Annotated in this window: 13 protein-coding genes; 3 read left to right on the top strand and 10 right to left on the bottom strand. The window is 65.7% G+C overall.

Features of this window, described 5'->3' with window-relative positions; genetic code table 11:
• Nucleotides 1–39: 39 nt before the first annotated feature.
• Nucleotides 40–819, top strand: a complete 780-nt coding sequence (locus GGC64_RS13430) for an IclR family transcriptional regulator (protein ID WP_192723003.1) — start codon at nt 40–42, stop codon at nt 817–819.
• A 5-nt stretch (nt 820–824) separates the two neighbouring features.
• Here GGC64_RS13430 and GGC64_RS13425 read toward each other — a convergent pair whose 3' ends face one another.
• The 7 genes from GGC64_RS13425 to GGC64_RS13395 form a co-directional block, all read right to left on the bottom strand.
• A complete protein-coding gene (locus GGC64_RS13425) occupies nt 825–1,976 on the bottom strand; it encodes an aromatic ring-hydroxylating dioxygenase subunit alpha (protein WP_225951733.1) in 1,152 nt (383 codons plus the stop codon).
• A complete protein-coding gene (locus GGC64_RS13420; protein WP_192723002.1) occupies nt 1,973–3,142 on the bottom strand; it encodes an FAD-dependent oxidoreductase in 1,170 nt (389 codons plus the stop codon). The genes GGC64_RS13425 and GGC64_RS13420 overlap by 4 nt, the downstream gene beginning before the upstream one ends.
• The gene (locus tag GGC64_RS13415) at nt 3,139–3,501 is read right to left on the bottom strand and encodes a bifunctional 3-phenylpropionate/cinnamic acid dioxygenase ferredoxin subunit (RefSeq protein ID WP_192723001.1); all 363 of its coding nucleotides are present in this window, start codon (nt 3,499–3,501) and stop codon (nt 3,139–3,141) included. Before GGC64_RS13415 ends, GGC64_RS13420 begins: the two co-directional genes overlap by 4 nt.
• A gap of 145 nt (nt 3,502–3,646) precedes the next feature.
• Complete coding sequence (locus tag GGC64_RS13410; RefSeq protein WP_192723000.1) at nt 3,647–4,627, bottom strand: ABC transporter substrate-binding protein; 981 nt, start codon at nt 4,625–4,627, stop codon at nt 3,647–3,649.
• On the bottom strand, nt 4,624–6,618 hold the full coding sequence (locus tag GGC64_RS13405; RefSeq protein WP_370582080.1) for an ABC transporter permease subunit: 1,995 nt from the start codon (nt 6,616–6,618) through the stop codon (nt 4,624–4,626). The genes GGC64_RS13410 and GGC64_RS13405 overlap by 4 nt, the downstream gene beginning before the upstream one ends.
• Nucleotides 6,619–6,677: 59 nt before the next feature.
• Entirely contained in the window at nt 6,678–7,772 is a 1,095-nt protein-coding gene (locus GGC64_RS13400) for a glycine betaine/L-proline ABC transporter ATP-binding protein (protein WP_192722998.1), read from the bottom strand.
• A 50-nt stretch (nt 7,773–7,822) separates the two neighbouring features.
• A complete protein-coding gene (locus GGC64_RS13395) occupies nt 7,823–9,283 on the bottom strand; it encodes an aldehyde dehydrogenase family protein (RefSeq protein ID WP_192723868.1) in 1,461 nt (486 codons plus the stop codon).
• A gap of 267 nt (nt 9,284–9,550) precedes the next feature.
• Between GGC64_RS13395 and glyA the strand changes: the two genes are divergently transcribed.
• A complete protein-coding gene (gene glyA / locus GGC64_RS13390; protein WP_192722997.1) occupies nt 9,551–10,819 on the top strand; it encodes a serine hydroxymethyltransferase in 1,269 nt (422 codons plus the stop codon).
• A 17-nt stretch (nt 10,820–10,836) separates the two neighbouring features.
• Nucleotides 10,837–12,219 (top strand): L-serine ammonia-lyase, encoded by a 1,383-nt coding sequence (locus GGC64_RS13385; protein WP_192722996.1) that lies wholly within the window; start codon nt 10,837–10,839, stop codon nt 12,217–12,219.
• Here GGC64_RS13385 and GGC64_RS13380 read toward each other — a convergent pair.
• The 3 genes from GGC64_RS13380 to GGC64_RS13370 all read right to left on the bottom strand — a co-directional run bounded on the left by GGC64_RS13380 (nt 12,204) and on the right by GGC64_RS13370 (nt 15,079).
• Nucleotides 12,204–13,076, bottom strand: a complete 873-nt coding sequence (locus tag GGC64_RS13380) for an alpha/beta fold hydrolase (protein ID WP_192722995.1) — start codon at nt 13,074–13,076, stop codon at nt 12,204–12,206. The two genes, GGC64_RS13385 and GGC64_RS13380, sit on opposite strands and share 16 nt — an antisense overlap.
• Before the next feature lie 132 nt (nt 13,077–13,208).
• Nucleotides 13,209–14,810 (bottom strand): alpha/beta hydrolase, encoded by a 1,602-nt coding sequence (locus GGC64_RS13375; RefSeq protein WP_192722994.1) that lies wholly within the window; start codon nt 14,808–14,810, stop codon nt 13,209–13,211.
• On the bottom strand, nt 14,807–15,079 hold the full coding sequence (locus GGC64_RS13370; protein WP_192722993.1) for a hypothetical protein: 273 nt from the start codon (nt 15,077–15,079) through the stop codon (nt 14,807–14,809). The genes GGC64_RS13375 and GGC64_RS13370 overlap by 4 nt, the downstream gene beginning before the upstream one ends.
• Nucleotides 15,080–15,169 lie beyond the last annotated feature (90 nt).

Genomic DNA, 15,169 nt, shown 5'->3' with positions numbered 1-15,169 from the left:
AGTTTCGCTATATGCAACGAAGTCTCGTATAGTTGCGCCATGAGCAACGAACGGGCCGAGAGCACCGGAGGCGTGCAGTCTGTCGACCGCGCGATCAGTGTGCTGGAAATCCTGGCCCAGCGTGGCGAGGCCGGCGTCAGCGAGGTCGCTGCCGACATCGGCGTGCACAAGTCGACGGCGTTCCGATTGCTCGCGGCGCTCGAGGAACGCGAACTGGTCGAGCAGACCCAGGACCGCGGTAAGTACCGGCTCGGCTTCGGCATCCTTAGGCTTGCCAGTGCGGTGCCCGGCCAACTGGACGTCACGCATCAGGCTCGGGCACTCTGCGAGCAACTCGCCTCGCAGGTCGGCGAAACCGTCAACATCGCGGTCCGTCGCTCGCACTTCGTCGTCAACATCGACCAGGCCCGCGGTCCGAGTGCGGTCGCCGCGCACAACTGGGTCGGTGAGCTGACGCCGCTGCATGCCACCTCGAGCGGCAAGATTCTGCTCGCCTACATGGCACCCGAGGAACGCCGAAAGGTGTTGGCCGCGGCCGGACTTGCCCGCCTGACCCCGCACACGATCACGTCGCAGCGGGAGCTGGAGGCGCAGATCGAGGCTGCCGCGCGCGACGGTTACGCGTGCTCTGTCGAGGAATTGGAGGAGGGGCTGAACGCGGTCGCCGCTCCGGTCCGCGACCACACCGGCGGCGTGATCGCGGCGCTGTCCGTCTCGGGTCCGGTCTACCGATTCACCGAAGACCGGATGCGTGAGGTGACCCCCGACGTGGTCGCCGCCGCAGCGGCGATCAGCCAGCGGATGGGTCACCTCGACTGAAGCCGTCATTTGGTCAGTTTCGCCTGCAGCCAGTTGTGGAACTCGCCGATGTGATGCTCACTGGGCACCAGCACGCCGCCGTCGCGGTAGGTGCGTGAGCTCATCGCCGGCTGGCAGCGCTCACATGCGGCGAAGTCTTGCTCGTTGACCCGGTGGAACAACTCGACAGAGCGGCTGACGTCCTTTCCGGATTCCACCACGTGCGGTAGGTACAGCCAGTCGCACTCGACGACGGTGCGGTCCGCCGCCATCGGGAACATCCGATGCACGATGACGTGGTCGGGCACCAGGTTGACGAACACCTGCGGCTTGATCGTGATCGCGTAGTAGCGCCGGTCCTGCTCTGCGGTGACGCCGGGGATCTGGTCGAGTCCCTGTGACCCGTCGACGGTGAATCCTTCGACGTCGTCGGCGAATTCGGCGCCGTGGCCGACGTGGTACTGCACCGCCAACCCATCGGCGAACTCGGGCAGCACCTCGGTCAGCTCCGGGTGAATGGTCGCGCAGTGGTAGCACTCCATGAAGTTCTCGATGATGAGCTTCCAGTTCGCCTTCACGTCATAGCGGATCCGGCGACCGACGCTCAGACGTTCGGTGTCGTAGTGGTCGATCATGGCGACTTCACCGAGTCGATCGCCGACGTCCTTGCGCACGGTGTCGTCGAAGGAGGGCGGATTGTCGGCGAGGCACACCCAGACGTAGCCCAGCCACTCCTCGATGGCGATGCGACGTAGCCCGTATTCGACCCGGTCGATGTCGGGCATCTTGGTCAGGTTCGGTGCGGCGATCAGCTTGCCATCGAAGTCGTAAGTCCAAGCGTGGTAAGGGCATTGGAAGGCGCGCTTGGTTTCACCGCTTTCTTCAGTGCACAACTGCGCACCGCGATGCCTGCAGACGTTGAAGAACGCGCGCACCTCGCCGCTGCGCGAGCGGGCGATGAGCACGCTCTCGTTGCCGACCTGAACCGTCTTGAACGCACCGGGCTTGTCGAGATCGGCGGACCGCACCGCGCAGAACCACATCGACTCGAAGATCTGGGCTTGTTCCATCGCGAAGATCGTGGGGTCGGTGTAGTAGCTGCCGGGCAGCGTCGAGATCAAGCTCTGCGGCAGGCCGACGGTGGTCATCGAGATCTCCTCTGCGGAAATAGAAGTCATGCGGGGACGGGGACGACGGTGAGCTGGCGACGCCAGCGGGTGAACAGCTTCGGCTGGTCCAGACCTAGTACGGCGACCGGTTCGCCGCCACGCCGGTACACGGCGAGGAAGCTGGCGTCGCGCACGCTGCCCACCTCGAAGGTGATCTCATCGCCGGTATGGGCGATGCCCGCGAACTGGATGCGACGGCCGTACTGATCGGACCAGAAGTACGGGGGCTTAGCGGGACGGCCGTCGTGCCGTCCGCCCGCGAGCAGCGTGGCCACCGCAATACCCGGCCTCTCCAACGCGCCCGTCCAGTGCTCGACACGATGCGGCCACCCGACGGCGGGCTCGTGCCACGCCGCACAGTCGCCAACCGCGACGACATTCGGAATCGACGTCGCCCCACCGGCATCGCACACCACGCCGTTGGCGAGTTCAATTGGGCTGCCGCGCAACCACTCGACGTTGGGCGCGGCGCCGATGCCGACAAGCACGACGTCGGCCGCGAGCCGGCGCCCGTCGGCCAGCTCGATTCCGGTGACGCGATCGTCGCCGAGCAGTCCCGCGACCGGGGCCCCGCAGAGCAGCCGCGTGCCGTGTTCGGTGTGCAGCCGTGCGACGGCCGCGCCGAGTTGCACCCCGAGCGGGCCGGCCAGCGGCGCCAGCGCCGCCTCGACCACGGTTACGTCCAGGCCCAATTTGGCTGCGGTAGAAGCTACTTCGGCACCGATGAAGCCCGCGCCGATGACCACCAGGCGCGCTCCCGGACGCAATTCGTCGCGCAGCGCCACGGCGTCGTCGACGGTCCGTAACACGTGCACTCCGGCGAGGCCGTCGGAACCGGGCCATGTGCGTGCCCGCGCTCCGGTCGCGATGACAATGCCGTCGGCCCGGATCGCGGTGCCATCGTCGAGCTGCACCGAGGCCGCGCCGGTGTCGAGGTGGGTGGCGTGCACGCCGAGTAGCCATTCGGCGTCCAGGTTGTCGTCCTCGGCTTCGAGGGCCAACGCGTCCTCGCCGATGTCGCCTGCGAGAAACTCCTTCGACAGCGGCGGTCGGTCGTACGGGCGCCGTCCTTCGCCGCCGACGATCGTCAGGTCGCCGTCGAAGCCTTGAGCGCGCAACGCTCTGGCCGCCGACAGCCCGGCCAGCGAGGCGCCAACGATGGCAACGCTTTTCACTGCGCCGCCTCGCCGCCCGCGCGCGTGGTCAGGCCCGGAGGAAGGTTGGGCGGGGCGTCGTTGAGGACGACGTTGATCACGCCGTCGACGATCGCCACCTCGTGAGTGCGCACCGGAAGCTTTGCAGGCGGTGCGTCGACCGCGCCCGTGCGCAGGTTGAAACGCGAGGCGTGCAGCGGGCATTCGATCTCGCAGCCCTCGAGCCATCCGTCGGCCAGCGACGCGTCCTGATGCGTGCAGGTGTCGTCGATTGCGAACACCTCACCGTCGTCGGTGTGGAACACCGCGATCGGTGGATCCGCTTCGACCCTGCGCGCCTCACCGCGAGGCAGGGCCGCCAGAGGACAGATTTCGAGCACGAGCGTGACCTCCCCGGTGTGACCTAGTTGTATCTAATTATGAAACGTGATTCGTATTACGCAACAGCTTGATGGAAATCGCCTGCCCTTGTCAAGTGCCGCGAAGCGCGAGTTTTGCCGCCGCTAGCTCGGGTTTTACCCCGGGTTACGCCGCGTTTTGCGCCCCGGTCCCTGCCAGCCACTTGGCGACCAGCTGCGGGTGCGCATCGATGAACTTCTTGGCGGCCTCGTCGTCACTCATGCCGTCCATCGCAATGGAGCGTGCGACGGAGTTCTGGTCTTCGCCCGTCCACTGAAAGTTCTTCACCAGCGTGTACGCCGGGCTGCCGGACTCGGCGAACTTGGTGGACACGATCTTGTCCAGGTCGTAGTCCGGATAGTCACACGCGATCTTGGCCGGATCAGCGTCGCAGCCGTCGGTGTACGGCGGCAGCTTGATCTTGACCATCGGGACCTCGCTCAACAACCACTGTGGCGAGTAGAAGTACGCGAGTAACGGCTTCCGCTCTTGCTGGGCCTGCCGGATGCTCGAGATCAGCGCGGTTTCGCTACCGCCCTGTACCACCTTGTAATTCAGGCCGAGGTTCGTCACCAGCGCGTCGTCGTTTGTCACGTATGCCGGGTCCCCGTCGAGAAGTTGCCCCTTGCCACCGGACTCCGAGGTCTTGAACAGGTCGGCGTACTTGTTCAGGTTGCGCCAGTCGGTGATGTCCGGATATTTCTCGACCATCCACGGCGGCACGTACCAGCCGATCTGACCCTTGACGCCGGTAGAGCCTGCGCTCTGTGCGACGCCCATGTTGTCGATGTACTGCTGTCGCAGATCGTCGTGACCCCAGTTCTCCAGGATGGCATCCACCTGTCCGGTCGACATGCCCTGCCAGGAGACCTGTTCGGCGATGTGTCGTTGTTTGACGAAGCAACCCAACACGTTCTCCGCGAGATACGTGATGACTGCCGCGTTGGCCTCGTATCCGACCCAGGAGTTGATGGCCAGGTTGAAGGTGCCGCAGGGTTTGGCACCTGGCTTGAGCTCACCGCGGGCCTGGAGATCTGAGACCTTGGTGGCGTTGCAGCCCGAGATCAGCAGCGCGAGCGCCACCGCCGCGATCGCAATTCGTTTCATTCGCTCGCCCGTCCAATCCGTTTCGATGCTGCCGCGGTTGTGCGGTCGAGGATCGTGCCGAGCAGCACGATTGCCAGACCCGCGGCCAGGCCCTTGCCGAACAGGCTGGTCTGCGCGAATCCAGCCACCACCAGATATCCCAGTGCGCCGCCGCCGACCAGGCCGGCGACCACGACCATGGAGAGCACATAGATAAGGCCCTGGTTCGTGGCCAACGTCAGCGACCGAACGGCCATCGGCAGTTGCACCTTGCTGATCACCTGCCAGGTGTTCGACCCCACCGACCGCGCGGCTTCGACGGTCTCGGGGGAGACACCGCGAATCCCGTCGGCCATGATCTTGATCGACACGGGTGCGGCGTAGACGATCGCGGCGACGATGCCGGTGAACCTCGACGCCGAGAACAACGCCAGGAACGGCACCAGGTACACGAATGACGGCATCGTCTGCGCGGCGTCCAGGAACGGGCGCACGATTTTGTCTGTCGTAGTGCTTCGGCCCATCCAGATGCCGACAACGACCCCAAGGATGACCACGACCACCGTGGCCACCAGCACAGCGGCCAGGGTTTCCATGGTTGCCTGCCACAGCTGCAGCGGCCAGGCGATCAGGGCCAGGCACACCGCGGTGATCAGTGCGGACCAGCGGCCGCCGATGATTGCCGCGATAGCGGTGATGGCCGCGAAGGCGAGCCACCACGGTGAGCTGGCCAGCAGCGACTGCAGCGGGTCGAGTGCCGCCGCCGTCACCACGTCCTTGATGCCGTTGGTCAACGGGGCGAAAACGTCTTGGACCCATTTGGTTACCGCATTCGCGGCGCTGATGATGGGACTGCCGACGTCGAGTCCGAGGTGAACTGAACCGATTTGCAGCGATGACGGAAAGATCGCGACGAGCTGATAGGTGTACGACAGCCAGATCGCGAATGCTGTTACCACGGCGCCGATCACGATTCCTGGTCGCCGATACTTGCTGGGCCCAGCCGACTTTCGCTGTTGGGTCTCGACACGTTCGCTCGCGGCGGTGGTGGTCCGGTCCAGGATGATCGCCATGATCACGATCGCCAAGCCGGCGTTGAAGGCCGTGCCGACGTCCTGAGTCGACAACGCCTGGACAACGACCTGGCCGAGGCCGGGCGCGGCGATCAGTGCTGCGATCGTCACCATCGACAGCGCGGCCATGATGGTCTGGTTGATGCCGAGGACGATGGTGCGCTTGGCCATCGGCAGCAGCGCCCCGAACAACTCCTGTCGCCTCGTGGCACCCAGCGACTCGACGGCCTCACGCGACTCAGCCGGCACCGACCGAATGCCGTGCGCGGTAAGCCGAATCACCGGAGGAGCCGCGTAGATCACCGTCGCGATGATCGCTGCGGCAGGTCCGATCAGGAACGCCAGCGTCAGCGGCGCGAGGTAGACGAACGACGGCAGAATCTGCATGAAATCGAGCACGGGTGTGATCACGCGGTTGAACCCATCGGATATGCCCGCCCAGATGCCAAGCGGAATTCCGATCAGCAGTGATATCGCGACCGCGGCGATGGTCAGTGCCAGCGTCTCCATACTGTCCTGCCAGAGGCCCTGCAGCCCCATGAACAACAAGCCGCACAGGGTCAGCAGCCCGACCTTCCAGTTGCCCAGTGCCCAGGCCACGAACGTCAACAGCACCACGACGCCAAGCCATCCGATATAGGGCACCGGTCGCCCGTCAACCGGATGCGCGATCAGGTCGGCGATCGCAGTGCCGAACGTGTCGACCACCGACCGGATCGGATTGAAGAAATAGGTGAAGAGCGGGTTGGTGTTTCGGCCCTCACCGACCTTGGTCTGCAGATCGGAGAGCCACACATGCAGCGGTTTGGTCTCGGCAGGCGCGAGGGCGAGAGTGAAGCGGCCGTGTAGGACGGCGAACAGCGCGAGCCAGAGGACGAGCACCCCGCCGATGGCCGCGATCATCTGCACAGGCCCGCGTTCGGCGAACCATGACGACACGCTCCGGTGTTCCTCCGGTGCCGCCGGCGCCGGGGGTGCTCCTAACGTGGCGGTCGCCATCACGCGCCGCCCTCGTCAACCTGGCCGATCACGGCGAGGATCTCGCTGCGGCCGACCACGCCGAGCAACTTGCCGTCCTCGACCACCTTGATCGGCTTGTCCGCGGCCAGCACGGGGTCGACGGCGTCGCGGATCACGGTGGTGGGCGCCATTTCTGGGCCGTCGAGCGCGTCATGGGCGCGCTTCTCCCGCATGATCCACTTCAGGGTCAGCACCCGTGAGCGCGGTACGTCGCTGACGAATTCGCGAACGTAGTCGTCGGCAGGCGCGCCGACGAGTTCGTCGCCGGTGCCGATTTGAACCATCTCGCCGTCGCGCATGATCAGGATTCGGTCGCCGAGCTTGAGCGCCTCCGACAGGTCGTGGGTGATGAACACCATCGTCTTGCCCATCTCGTGGTGCAGCCGGATCACTTCGTTCTGCATGTCGCGCCGGATCAGCGGATCCAGCGCCGAGAACGGCTCGTCGAACAGCAGCATGTCCGGATCGCTGGCCAGTGCGCGGGCCAGTCCGACGCGCTGCTTCATGCCGCCCGACAGCTGATCCGGATACGAGTACTCGTACCCCGCCAGGCCGACCAGTTCGGTGACCTCGCCAGCGCGCTGTAGCCGTTCCTTCTTCGGGGTGCCCTTGACTTCGAGGCCGTACGCGACGTTGTCGAGCACCCGTCGGTGGGGGAGCAATCCGAAGTGCTGGAAGACCATGGATACCTTGCGGCGGCGCAGATCTCGCAGCGCGTTCTCGTCGGCGGACATGATGTCGGTGCCCTGGAATACCACCTGGCCCTTGGTCGGCTCGATGAGCCGCGTCAGACACCGCACGAGCGTGGACTTTCCAGAGCCCGACAGCCCCATCACGACGAACACCTCGCCGCAACCGACGTCGAAGCTGACGTCGCGAACGGCAACCGCGCACCCCGTCTTCTTCTTGATGTCCTGGACGGACAGGCGCTCCATGCTGTCGTCGCATGCGACGTCAGAAGCTTTGGCACCGAAGACCTTCCACAGTCCGTTGACACTGAGCTCCGCGTCGCTGCGGCGTGGGGACGGCGGGGCGACCACCGCTGTGGGCGCGCTCTCTGTATGGATGGCCACCGAAATCTCCTAACTGATTGGGCTGTCGGTCATTTCGAGATGCTTGCGGATTAGCCGCGGAACCACCGTTCGGGCCGCGGGTTGGTGTTCTGCCAGATGTGCTTGATCTCGCGGTACTCGTCGAGTCCGGTCCGGCCGAGTTCGCGGCCGTTGCCGGAGCGCTTCATGCCGCCCCATTCGGCCTGGGGCACGTAGGGGTGGTAATCGTTGATCCAGATCGTCCCGTGCCGTAACCGGTGCGCAACGCGCTGGGCCTTGCCGGCGTCCTGGGTCCAGACCGCGCCGGCGAGCCCGTACTCGGTGTCGTTGGCGATCCGCACCGCGTCGTCTTCATCGGTGAAGGTTTCGACCGTCAGCACCGGGCCGAACGACTCGTCCTTCGTCACTGTCATTCCCGTGTGGCAGCGATCCAGAATCGTTGGGGGATAGAAGAAGCCGTCCTGCAGGTGGGGCTCATCGGGTCGGCGGCCACCGCAGCGCAGCACCGCACCCTCGGCGAGTCCGGCAGCGACGTACGCCTCGACCTTGTCGCGGTGGGCCGCGGAGATCAGGGGACCGGTCTCGGCGTCGGGATCGAACGGTCCGCCGAGGGTGATCCGCTCGGCGCGCCGGACCACCTCATCGACGAATCGATCGTGCAGCGACTCTTCGACGATCAGTCGGGCGCCCGCCGAACACACCTGTCCCGAATGCAGGAAGACCGCGGTGAGCGCGAAGTCCACCGCGGTCTCGAAGTCGGCGTCGGCGAAGACGACGTTGGGGTTCTTCCCGCCGAGTTCCAGCGCGACACGTTTGATCGTCGCGGCAGCGGCGGCCATCACGCGGGTGCCAGAAGGGACACCGCCGGTGAACGAAACCATGTCCACGTCAGGGTGTTCCGAAAGCGGCGCGCCGGCGGCAGGACCGGCACCTAGGACGAGATTGGCGACGCCGGCGGGCAGGCCCGCTTCCTCCAACGCGCGCATCAGCAGCACTGAGGTTGACGGTGTCAGCTCACTCGGCTTGAGAATGAACGTGTTGCCCGCCAACAACGCTGGCGCAACCTTCCAACTGGCTTGCAGCAGAGGGTAATTCCACGGCGTGATCAGTCCACAGACGCCGACGGGCTCGTACACCAGGCGGCTGATCGCATCCGCTTTACCGGTGTCGACGACATGGCCGGCCTCGGTGCCGCCGACGCCCGAGTAGTAGCGCAAACACGCTGTGACGTCGTCCATGTCGTATTCGGCCTCGACGATCCGCTTACCGGTGTCGAGCGCTTCAGCGCGGACGAAGTCCTTGCGATCCCGATCGATCAGGTCGGCGGTGCGCCGCAACACGTCGGCGCGCTCACGTTCCGGCATCTGAGGCCACGGACCCGTGTCGAAGGCCTCGCGCGCGGCAGCGATCGCGGCGTAGGTGTCCTCAGCGGACGCCTCGGCGGCCTGTGCGACCAGCTGGCCGTCGGCCGGACATCGGATCTCGCGGCGGGCGCCGTCGAGCGCGGGGCGCCATTCGCCCGCGATGAACATATTCAGGTGTTCCGCCACCTACTCGGCCTCTCGCCAGCTACCTAGATGTTGCGTATTGCGCAATAGAACCCTCTACATGCAACAGACTGAACCGTGTCCCATGTCACTGTCAAGGGGAGCGCCCAAACGAAACTCGCTGGTAACAAGGCGGCAATGGCCAACCTTGACCGTCAAAGCCGCACGCAGCTATGATGCCGATCACACTCTGATATATCAGTTATCTTCAATCTGGTATTCATACCCAAGCCCCACGAACGGAGCATCGACATGAGCGTCCTCGACGAGCGTCTTGCCGATTTCGATCCCGAGATCGCCGAGTTGATTGGCAAGGAACTAGAACGCCAGCGCACCGGCCTCGAGATGATCGCGTCGGAGAACCATGCGCCGCTGGCCGTCATGGAGGCACAGGGCTCGGTGCTGACCAACAAGTACGCCGAGGGTTACCCGGGACGGCGGTACTACGGCGGCTGCGAGCACGTCGACGTGATCGAACAGATGGCGATCGACCGCGTCAAGTTCCTGTTCGGGGCCGAGTTCGCAAATGTGCAGCCGCATTCCGGTGCGCAGGCCAACGCAGCGGTCATGCATGCGCTGCTCAAGCCGGGCGACACCATCCTCGGGCTCTCGCTCGACTGCGGCGGTCACCTCACCCATGGAATGCGGCTGAACTTCTCGGGCAAGCTCTACAACGTTGCCGCCTATGGGGTCTCGCGCGACGACTACCTGATTGACATGGATCAGGTGGCCGAAGCGGCCCGCGAACACCGGCCTCAGATGATCATCGCCGGCTGGTCGGCCTACCCGCGGCACCAGGACTTCGCCCGCTTCAGGGAGATCGCCGACGAGGTCGGCGCATACCTGATGGTCGACATGGCTCATTTCGCCGGGCTGGTGGCGGCGGGGCTGCACCCGTCGCCGGTGCCACACGCACATGTGGTCACGTCCACCACGCACAAGACCCTCGGCGGCCCACGCGGCGGCATCATCCTCACGAAGGACGCCGACATCGCCAAGAAGATCAATTCGGCGGTGTTCCCCGGGCAGCAGGGCGGACCGCTGGAGCACGTCATCGCGGCCAAGGCGGTGGCCTTCAAGATGGCGGCCATGGCTGATTTCGTCGAGCGTCAACAGCGCGTCATCGACGGAGCCAAGCTCATGGCCGAGCGGCTGTCTGCGCCCGATGTGCGCGATGCAGGAATCGCCGTGCTCACCGGTGGCACCGATGTCCATCTGGTACTCGTCGATCTGCGCAACGCGGAGATCGACGGACGGCAGGCCGAGGACAGGCTGGCGACCATCGGAATCACGGTTAACCGCAATGCCGTTCCGTTCGATCCTCGACCGCCGATGGTGACTTCGGGGCTGCGCATCGGCACGCCTGCGCTTGCGACGCGCGGTTTTGAAGCAGAGGACTTCGCCGCCGTCGCCGATCTGATCGCGCAGTGCCTGATCGCCGCGCCGGACACCGACACCGCGAAGTGGGCGCGGGCGGTCGGTGAGCTCGCCGAGCGTCATCCGCTCTACCCGCAGCTGTAGTCAGGGAGGGACAGTCAGTGACCATCAGTGTCTTCGAGCTCTTCAAGGTCGGCATCGGCCCGTCGAGTTCCCACACCGTCGGACCGATGCGCGCGGCAGCGATCTTCGTCGCCGACCTCGAGGCGATGGGAGTTCTCTCGCGGGTGGCCGACGTACGAGTCGAGCTGTACGGGTCACTCGCGGCGACCGGTCGGGGCCATGGCACCCTGTCCGCGGTCTTGCTGGGGCTCGAGGGACATCGCCCCGAAACGATCGAGTCCGAGGAGGTGGAAGCCGGGCGGTTGCGGCTGGCCAACGCGGGCAAGATCATGCTCGGCGGACGAGTGCCGATTGCATTGTCCGAGGACGACATCGCGCTGTACAGCCGCACGGTGCTGGACTTCCACCCCAACGGCATGACGCTGTCGGCCTTCGCGGCCGACGACAGCACGCTGCATCGGCGGACCTACTACTCCATCGGTGGCGGGTTTGTGGTCACCGAGGGCGAGGCCGCAACTGATGACGCTGCGAAGGACGACGACACCTCGTTCTCGTCGGCGGCAGAACTGCTCGCGTTGGCTTCGGGCACCGGCAGGTCGATCAGCGAGGTGATGCTCGCCCATGAATGCGGTACCCGCAGCGTCGAGGACATCCGCGCGGAGTTGCTTCACCTACGCGATGTCATGGTGGAGTGCGAGCAGCGCGGCATCAGCCGCACTGGTCTGCTGCCGGGCGCGCTGCAGGTGCGCCGACGGGCGGGGCAGTGGTACGACCGTCTCAGCCAAGAAGACCCCGACCGCGACCCGCGGTTCGCCGAGGACTGGGTGAACCTGGTTGCGCTCGCCGTCAACGAGGAGAACGCGTCGGGTGGGCGCATCGTGACCGCACCGACCAACGGCGCGGCTGGGATCATTCCCGCGGTGCTGCACTATGCCGTGCACTACACGGAGGCGGGGACCTCGAACCCGGACGACACGGCGGTGCGGTTCTTGTTGACCGCAGGGGCGATCGGGTCGCTGTACAAGGAGCGGGCGTCGATCTCCGGCGCCGAGGTCGGCTGTCAGGGCGAGGTCGGTTCAGCGTCATCAATGGCGGCCGCCGGGTTGGCCGAAATCCTTGGCGGCACACCGGAACAGGTTGAGAATGCGGCCGAGATCGCGATGGAGCACAGCCTTGGGTTGACGTGCGATCCGATCGCGGGGCTCGTGCAGATCCCATGTATCGAACGCAACGCGATATCAGCAGGCAAGGCGATCAACGCGGCGCGCATGGCGTTGCGCGGCGATGGCGAACATCGCGTCAGCCTCGACGAGGTTATCGAAACCATGCGAGCCACCGGGCGCGATATGAGTTCGAAGTACAAGGAGACGTCGACCGGCGGGCTCGCGGTCAACGTTTCGGTGAACTACGTCGGCTGCTGAACGAGGATGAGTTCGGCGAACTGCTCGGCACATTCCAGCGGCGTGAAATGCCCAGCGCCGGCAGCAATATGGAGCCGGGCATCGGTGAAGTAGTCGTCGAGTCGGTCCGCCCATTCGGTGGGGAACAGCGGATCATGCTGCGGCCACAGCACATCGGTGGACACGTGAATCTTGATGGCGCCGTGGGGCGGCAACTCGATGAGTGACTGGGCGACCGTGCCCGCGCCGGCGCGGTACCACGCGATCGAAGCCGTGAAGGCGCCCGACAGCGCGTAGTCGGATACCAGGCGGTCCAGTTCGTCCTCAGAGAGCGCGAAGTATGGTCCGGACCAATGATTCCAGAAGTGCCGCAAGTATTCTCGGACAGCGTCTGGGTTGCCGTCGATCAACTCGGCGGCCAGTGGAAGCTGGTGGAAAGCCTGATACCAGAACTCGCTTTGTGCGTGCGCGGTGAGTACGCGATCTCCTGCGCCGGGCAGCGGGGGAGATAGCACGAGGCCGCGCACCAGATCGGGATGCATCCTGGCGACGCTCTGTGCGACGCGGCTGCCGACGTCATAGCCGGCGAGGATGACGTTCGACAGGCCCAGTTCCTTGATCAGCCCGATGACGCTGCTGGCTTGGGCGGTAGCGCTGTAGAAGTGCTGCACGGCCACCTCGTGTTTGTCCGAACCGCCGAACCCGCGCAGATCCGGAACGACGACGTCGGCGATGTCGCCGAGAATCGGAACGACCTTCCGGAAGTCGTGTCGGTTGCCGGGCCAGCCGTGCAGCAGTACGACGGGCGGCGCCCCTCTGGTCCCGAAGCGGTCGAAGGCGAGCCGAAACCCGTCGACGGGCGAGCTGCGCGACCACATTGGCCCATTCTGGCCGTCGCATGCCCGAATTTGGCTGGTTTTTGTCCGTATAGGTCTCGTGACTTCAGTCGGACGGCTGCGGGGAGCATGCCATTGCGAGCGAAAATGTTTGCCACACTTGCTGATTCGCGCTTATTGACCGGCACTCACCCCTGCGACCTGGATTCGATCACGGTCACCGGCGATGACAGCCAGGATGTTGCGCCATGCGTCGGACGGCCAGTTGAGCACGTCGCTGTGCGCCTGCGGTCCTGCCATCAGCCGTCCGTCGTCGTAATGCCCTGTGGCTAAACGGATTACGCCGGGCATCTCGTCTGGGTCGGCGCCGTGCGGACCGCCGGGTATGCCTTGGACGGCCTGAATGAAGTCACCCGGCGCTGTCATCGAGAATCGCAGCACATCCGGATTGCGGTTGTGCCAATCGCCCGGATCGTCGACACCGACACCCGCGCCAGCTGCGGCCACGTACAGCACGCGGTCGCCGGACAGGCCGAATGCTTCGGCGGTGCCCACGATCGACCCGCCGTACGAATGGCCGATGTAGGTCACCGGGACGTCGACGGTGCGGTCGACGTCTTCGCTGAAAGCGACGAGCCGTGGCGCCATATTGAGCGCATACCGCGGGTCGGCCGCATCGACGACACCGGCGATTGGATTGCCTCGCGGAAAGGGGCCGCCCAGATAGGTAATGGTCGCGACGTCGCCGTGGGTTGCCGACACGAAACGGCGCGCGGTCCGAGTGTCGGCCGCCGAGCCCTCGATGGTGGTGTTCAGACCTGGGACCAGAACCGCCACACTCTTTGCCGTCGCGAGGTCGCCGTTGAGTTCGACCAGTGAGGCACGGGCGGGATCGAAGGCCAGAATCTGCCGCTCGACGCGCCGACCACTACCCGTCGGGTCGTCGATCTCGCCGAGCAGGCCGCGGTAGAAGGCGGTCCGCTGCTGGGCCGTCGGATCATCGAGGCCGTCGACGATCGCCTGCGCGATGTTGATGCGGTTGGCGGCTGCGCGCATGTCCCATGGCACGCCGTCGGTGTTGCCGACCTGGAGGGGAAAGTCCGTGGTCAGTCGCTGCCGTTGCGCTGGCGTCATGGCGGCGATCTGCTCGCCGATGCGGTCCTGACTCATCGCGGGCCAGCCCGCCACCACGTCGGAAGCCCGCACTGGCCCTGCGCCTGCCGGAACCGTCGCTGCAGCGCGGGGGATCGGCGTCGATGCGAATGCCGCCTCGATGTCTCTGGCGGCGTCTGCATCGGCAGCACCGAGTTGGTCGAGCGCGGCGGTGATCTGTTTGGTCAGCTCCTCGGCGCGCACCGTCAGCATGTCGTGCGCGACGGCAGCGTCGCCGCCTGAAAGCGCGATGAGCAGCGGCGATGGGGTAGCACGCAGCGACGCAGTTCCGTCGTCGGCGACCTCGAATCCGCCCCCGCGGGCCTCGGCGACTTTCTCCATCACCGACAACTGTGCGGAGGCGATCTGGTCAGCGCCGTCTTGTGCGGCGACCGAGGCGGTGACCAGGTGGCGGGCGGCCTCGTCGGCGTCGACGGCAATGCTGCGCGCGTTGTCCCGAGCGGTGTCGGCGGCGCTGCCCGTCCAATTGGTGTCCCGGATTGCGCGCGTGGCGGTGTCGGCGTGCGCGGTCAGGCGGTGGGCCGCGTCGTCCCAGCCGTCGGCGAGGCTGCGCAGCGCATCGGGCCGCCACGCCTCGGCCTGCGAGACGGTCGGCCGCCTCACCCCAGGCGCTGACCGTTGCGACCGTCGGCGCGTTCGAAAGCGTCCGCCGACATGTGGGCGGCCAGCGCCCACCCCCGCATGTTGGCGACCACGTCTGTCAGTCGCGCAGCAACGAGCGCCGGCGCACCGACACGGCCGACTTCTGACCCGGCCAAATCATCGGGATTTATTGTCGGCCAACGCATTTCGGCGATTGCGTCGGCGGCCTGCATGACGTGGTCGGCGACATCTCGTAACTGCCCCAGATCGACCTCTGTTCGTCCCCCCATGCCTCATGCTGACAGATTCGGACGCGAGGGCGCCGAAGTTATCCACAGGTACGGCGGCTTCTCGCCGGGCAGCCTCAGCAATGCATTTGG

The sequence above is a fragment of the Mycobacterium sp. OAS707 genome, from assembly GCF_014873705.1.
Classification (GTDB): Bacteria; Actinomycetota; Actinomycetes; order Mycobacteriales; family Mycobacteriaceae; genus Mycobacterium.
The sequence above is the reverse complement of the archived record's forward strand: the minus strand, read 5'-3'. Positions and strand labels throughout refer to the sequence as shown.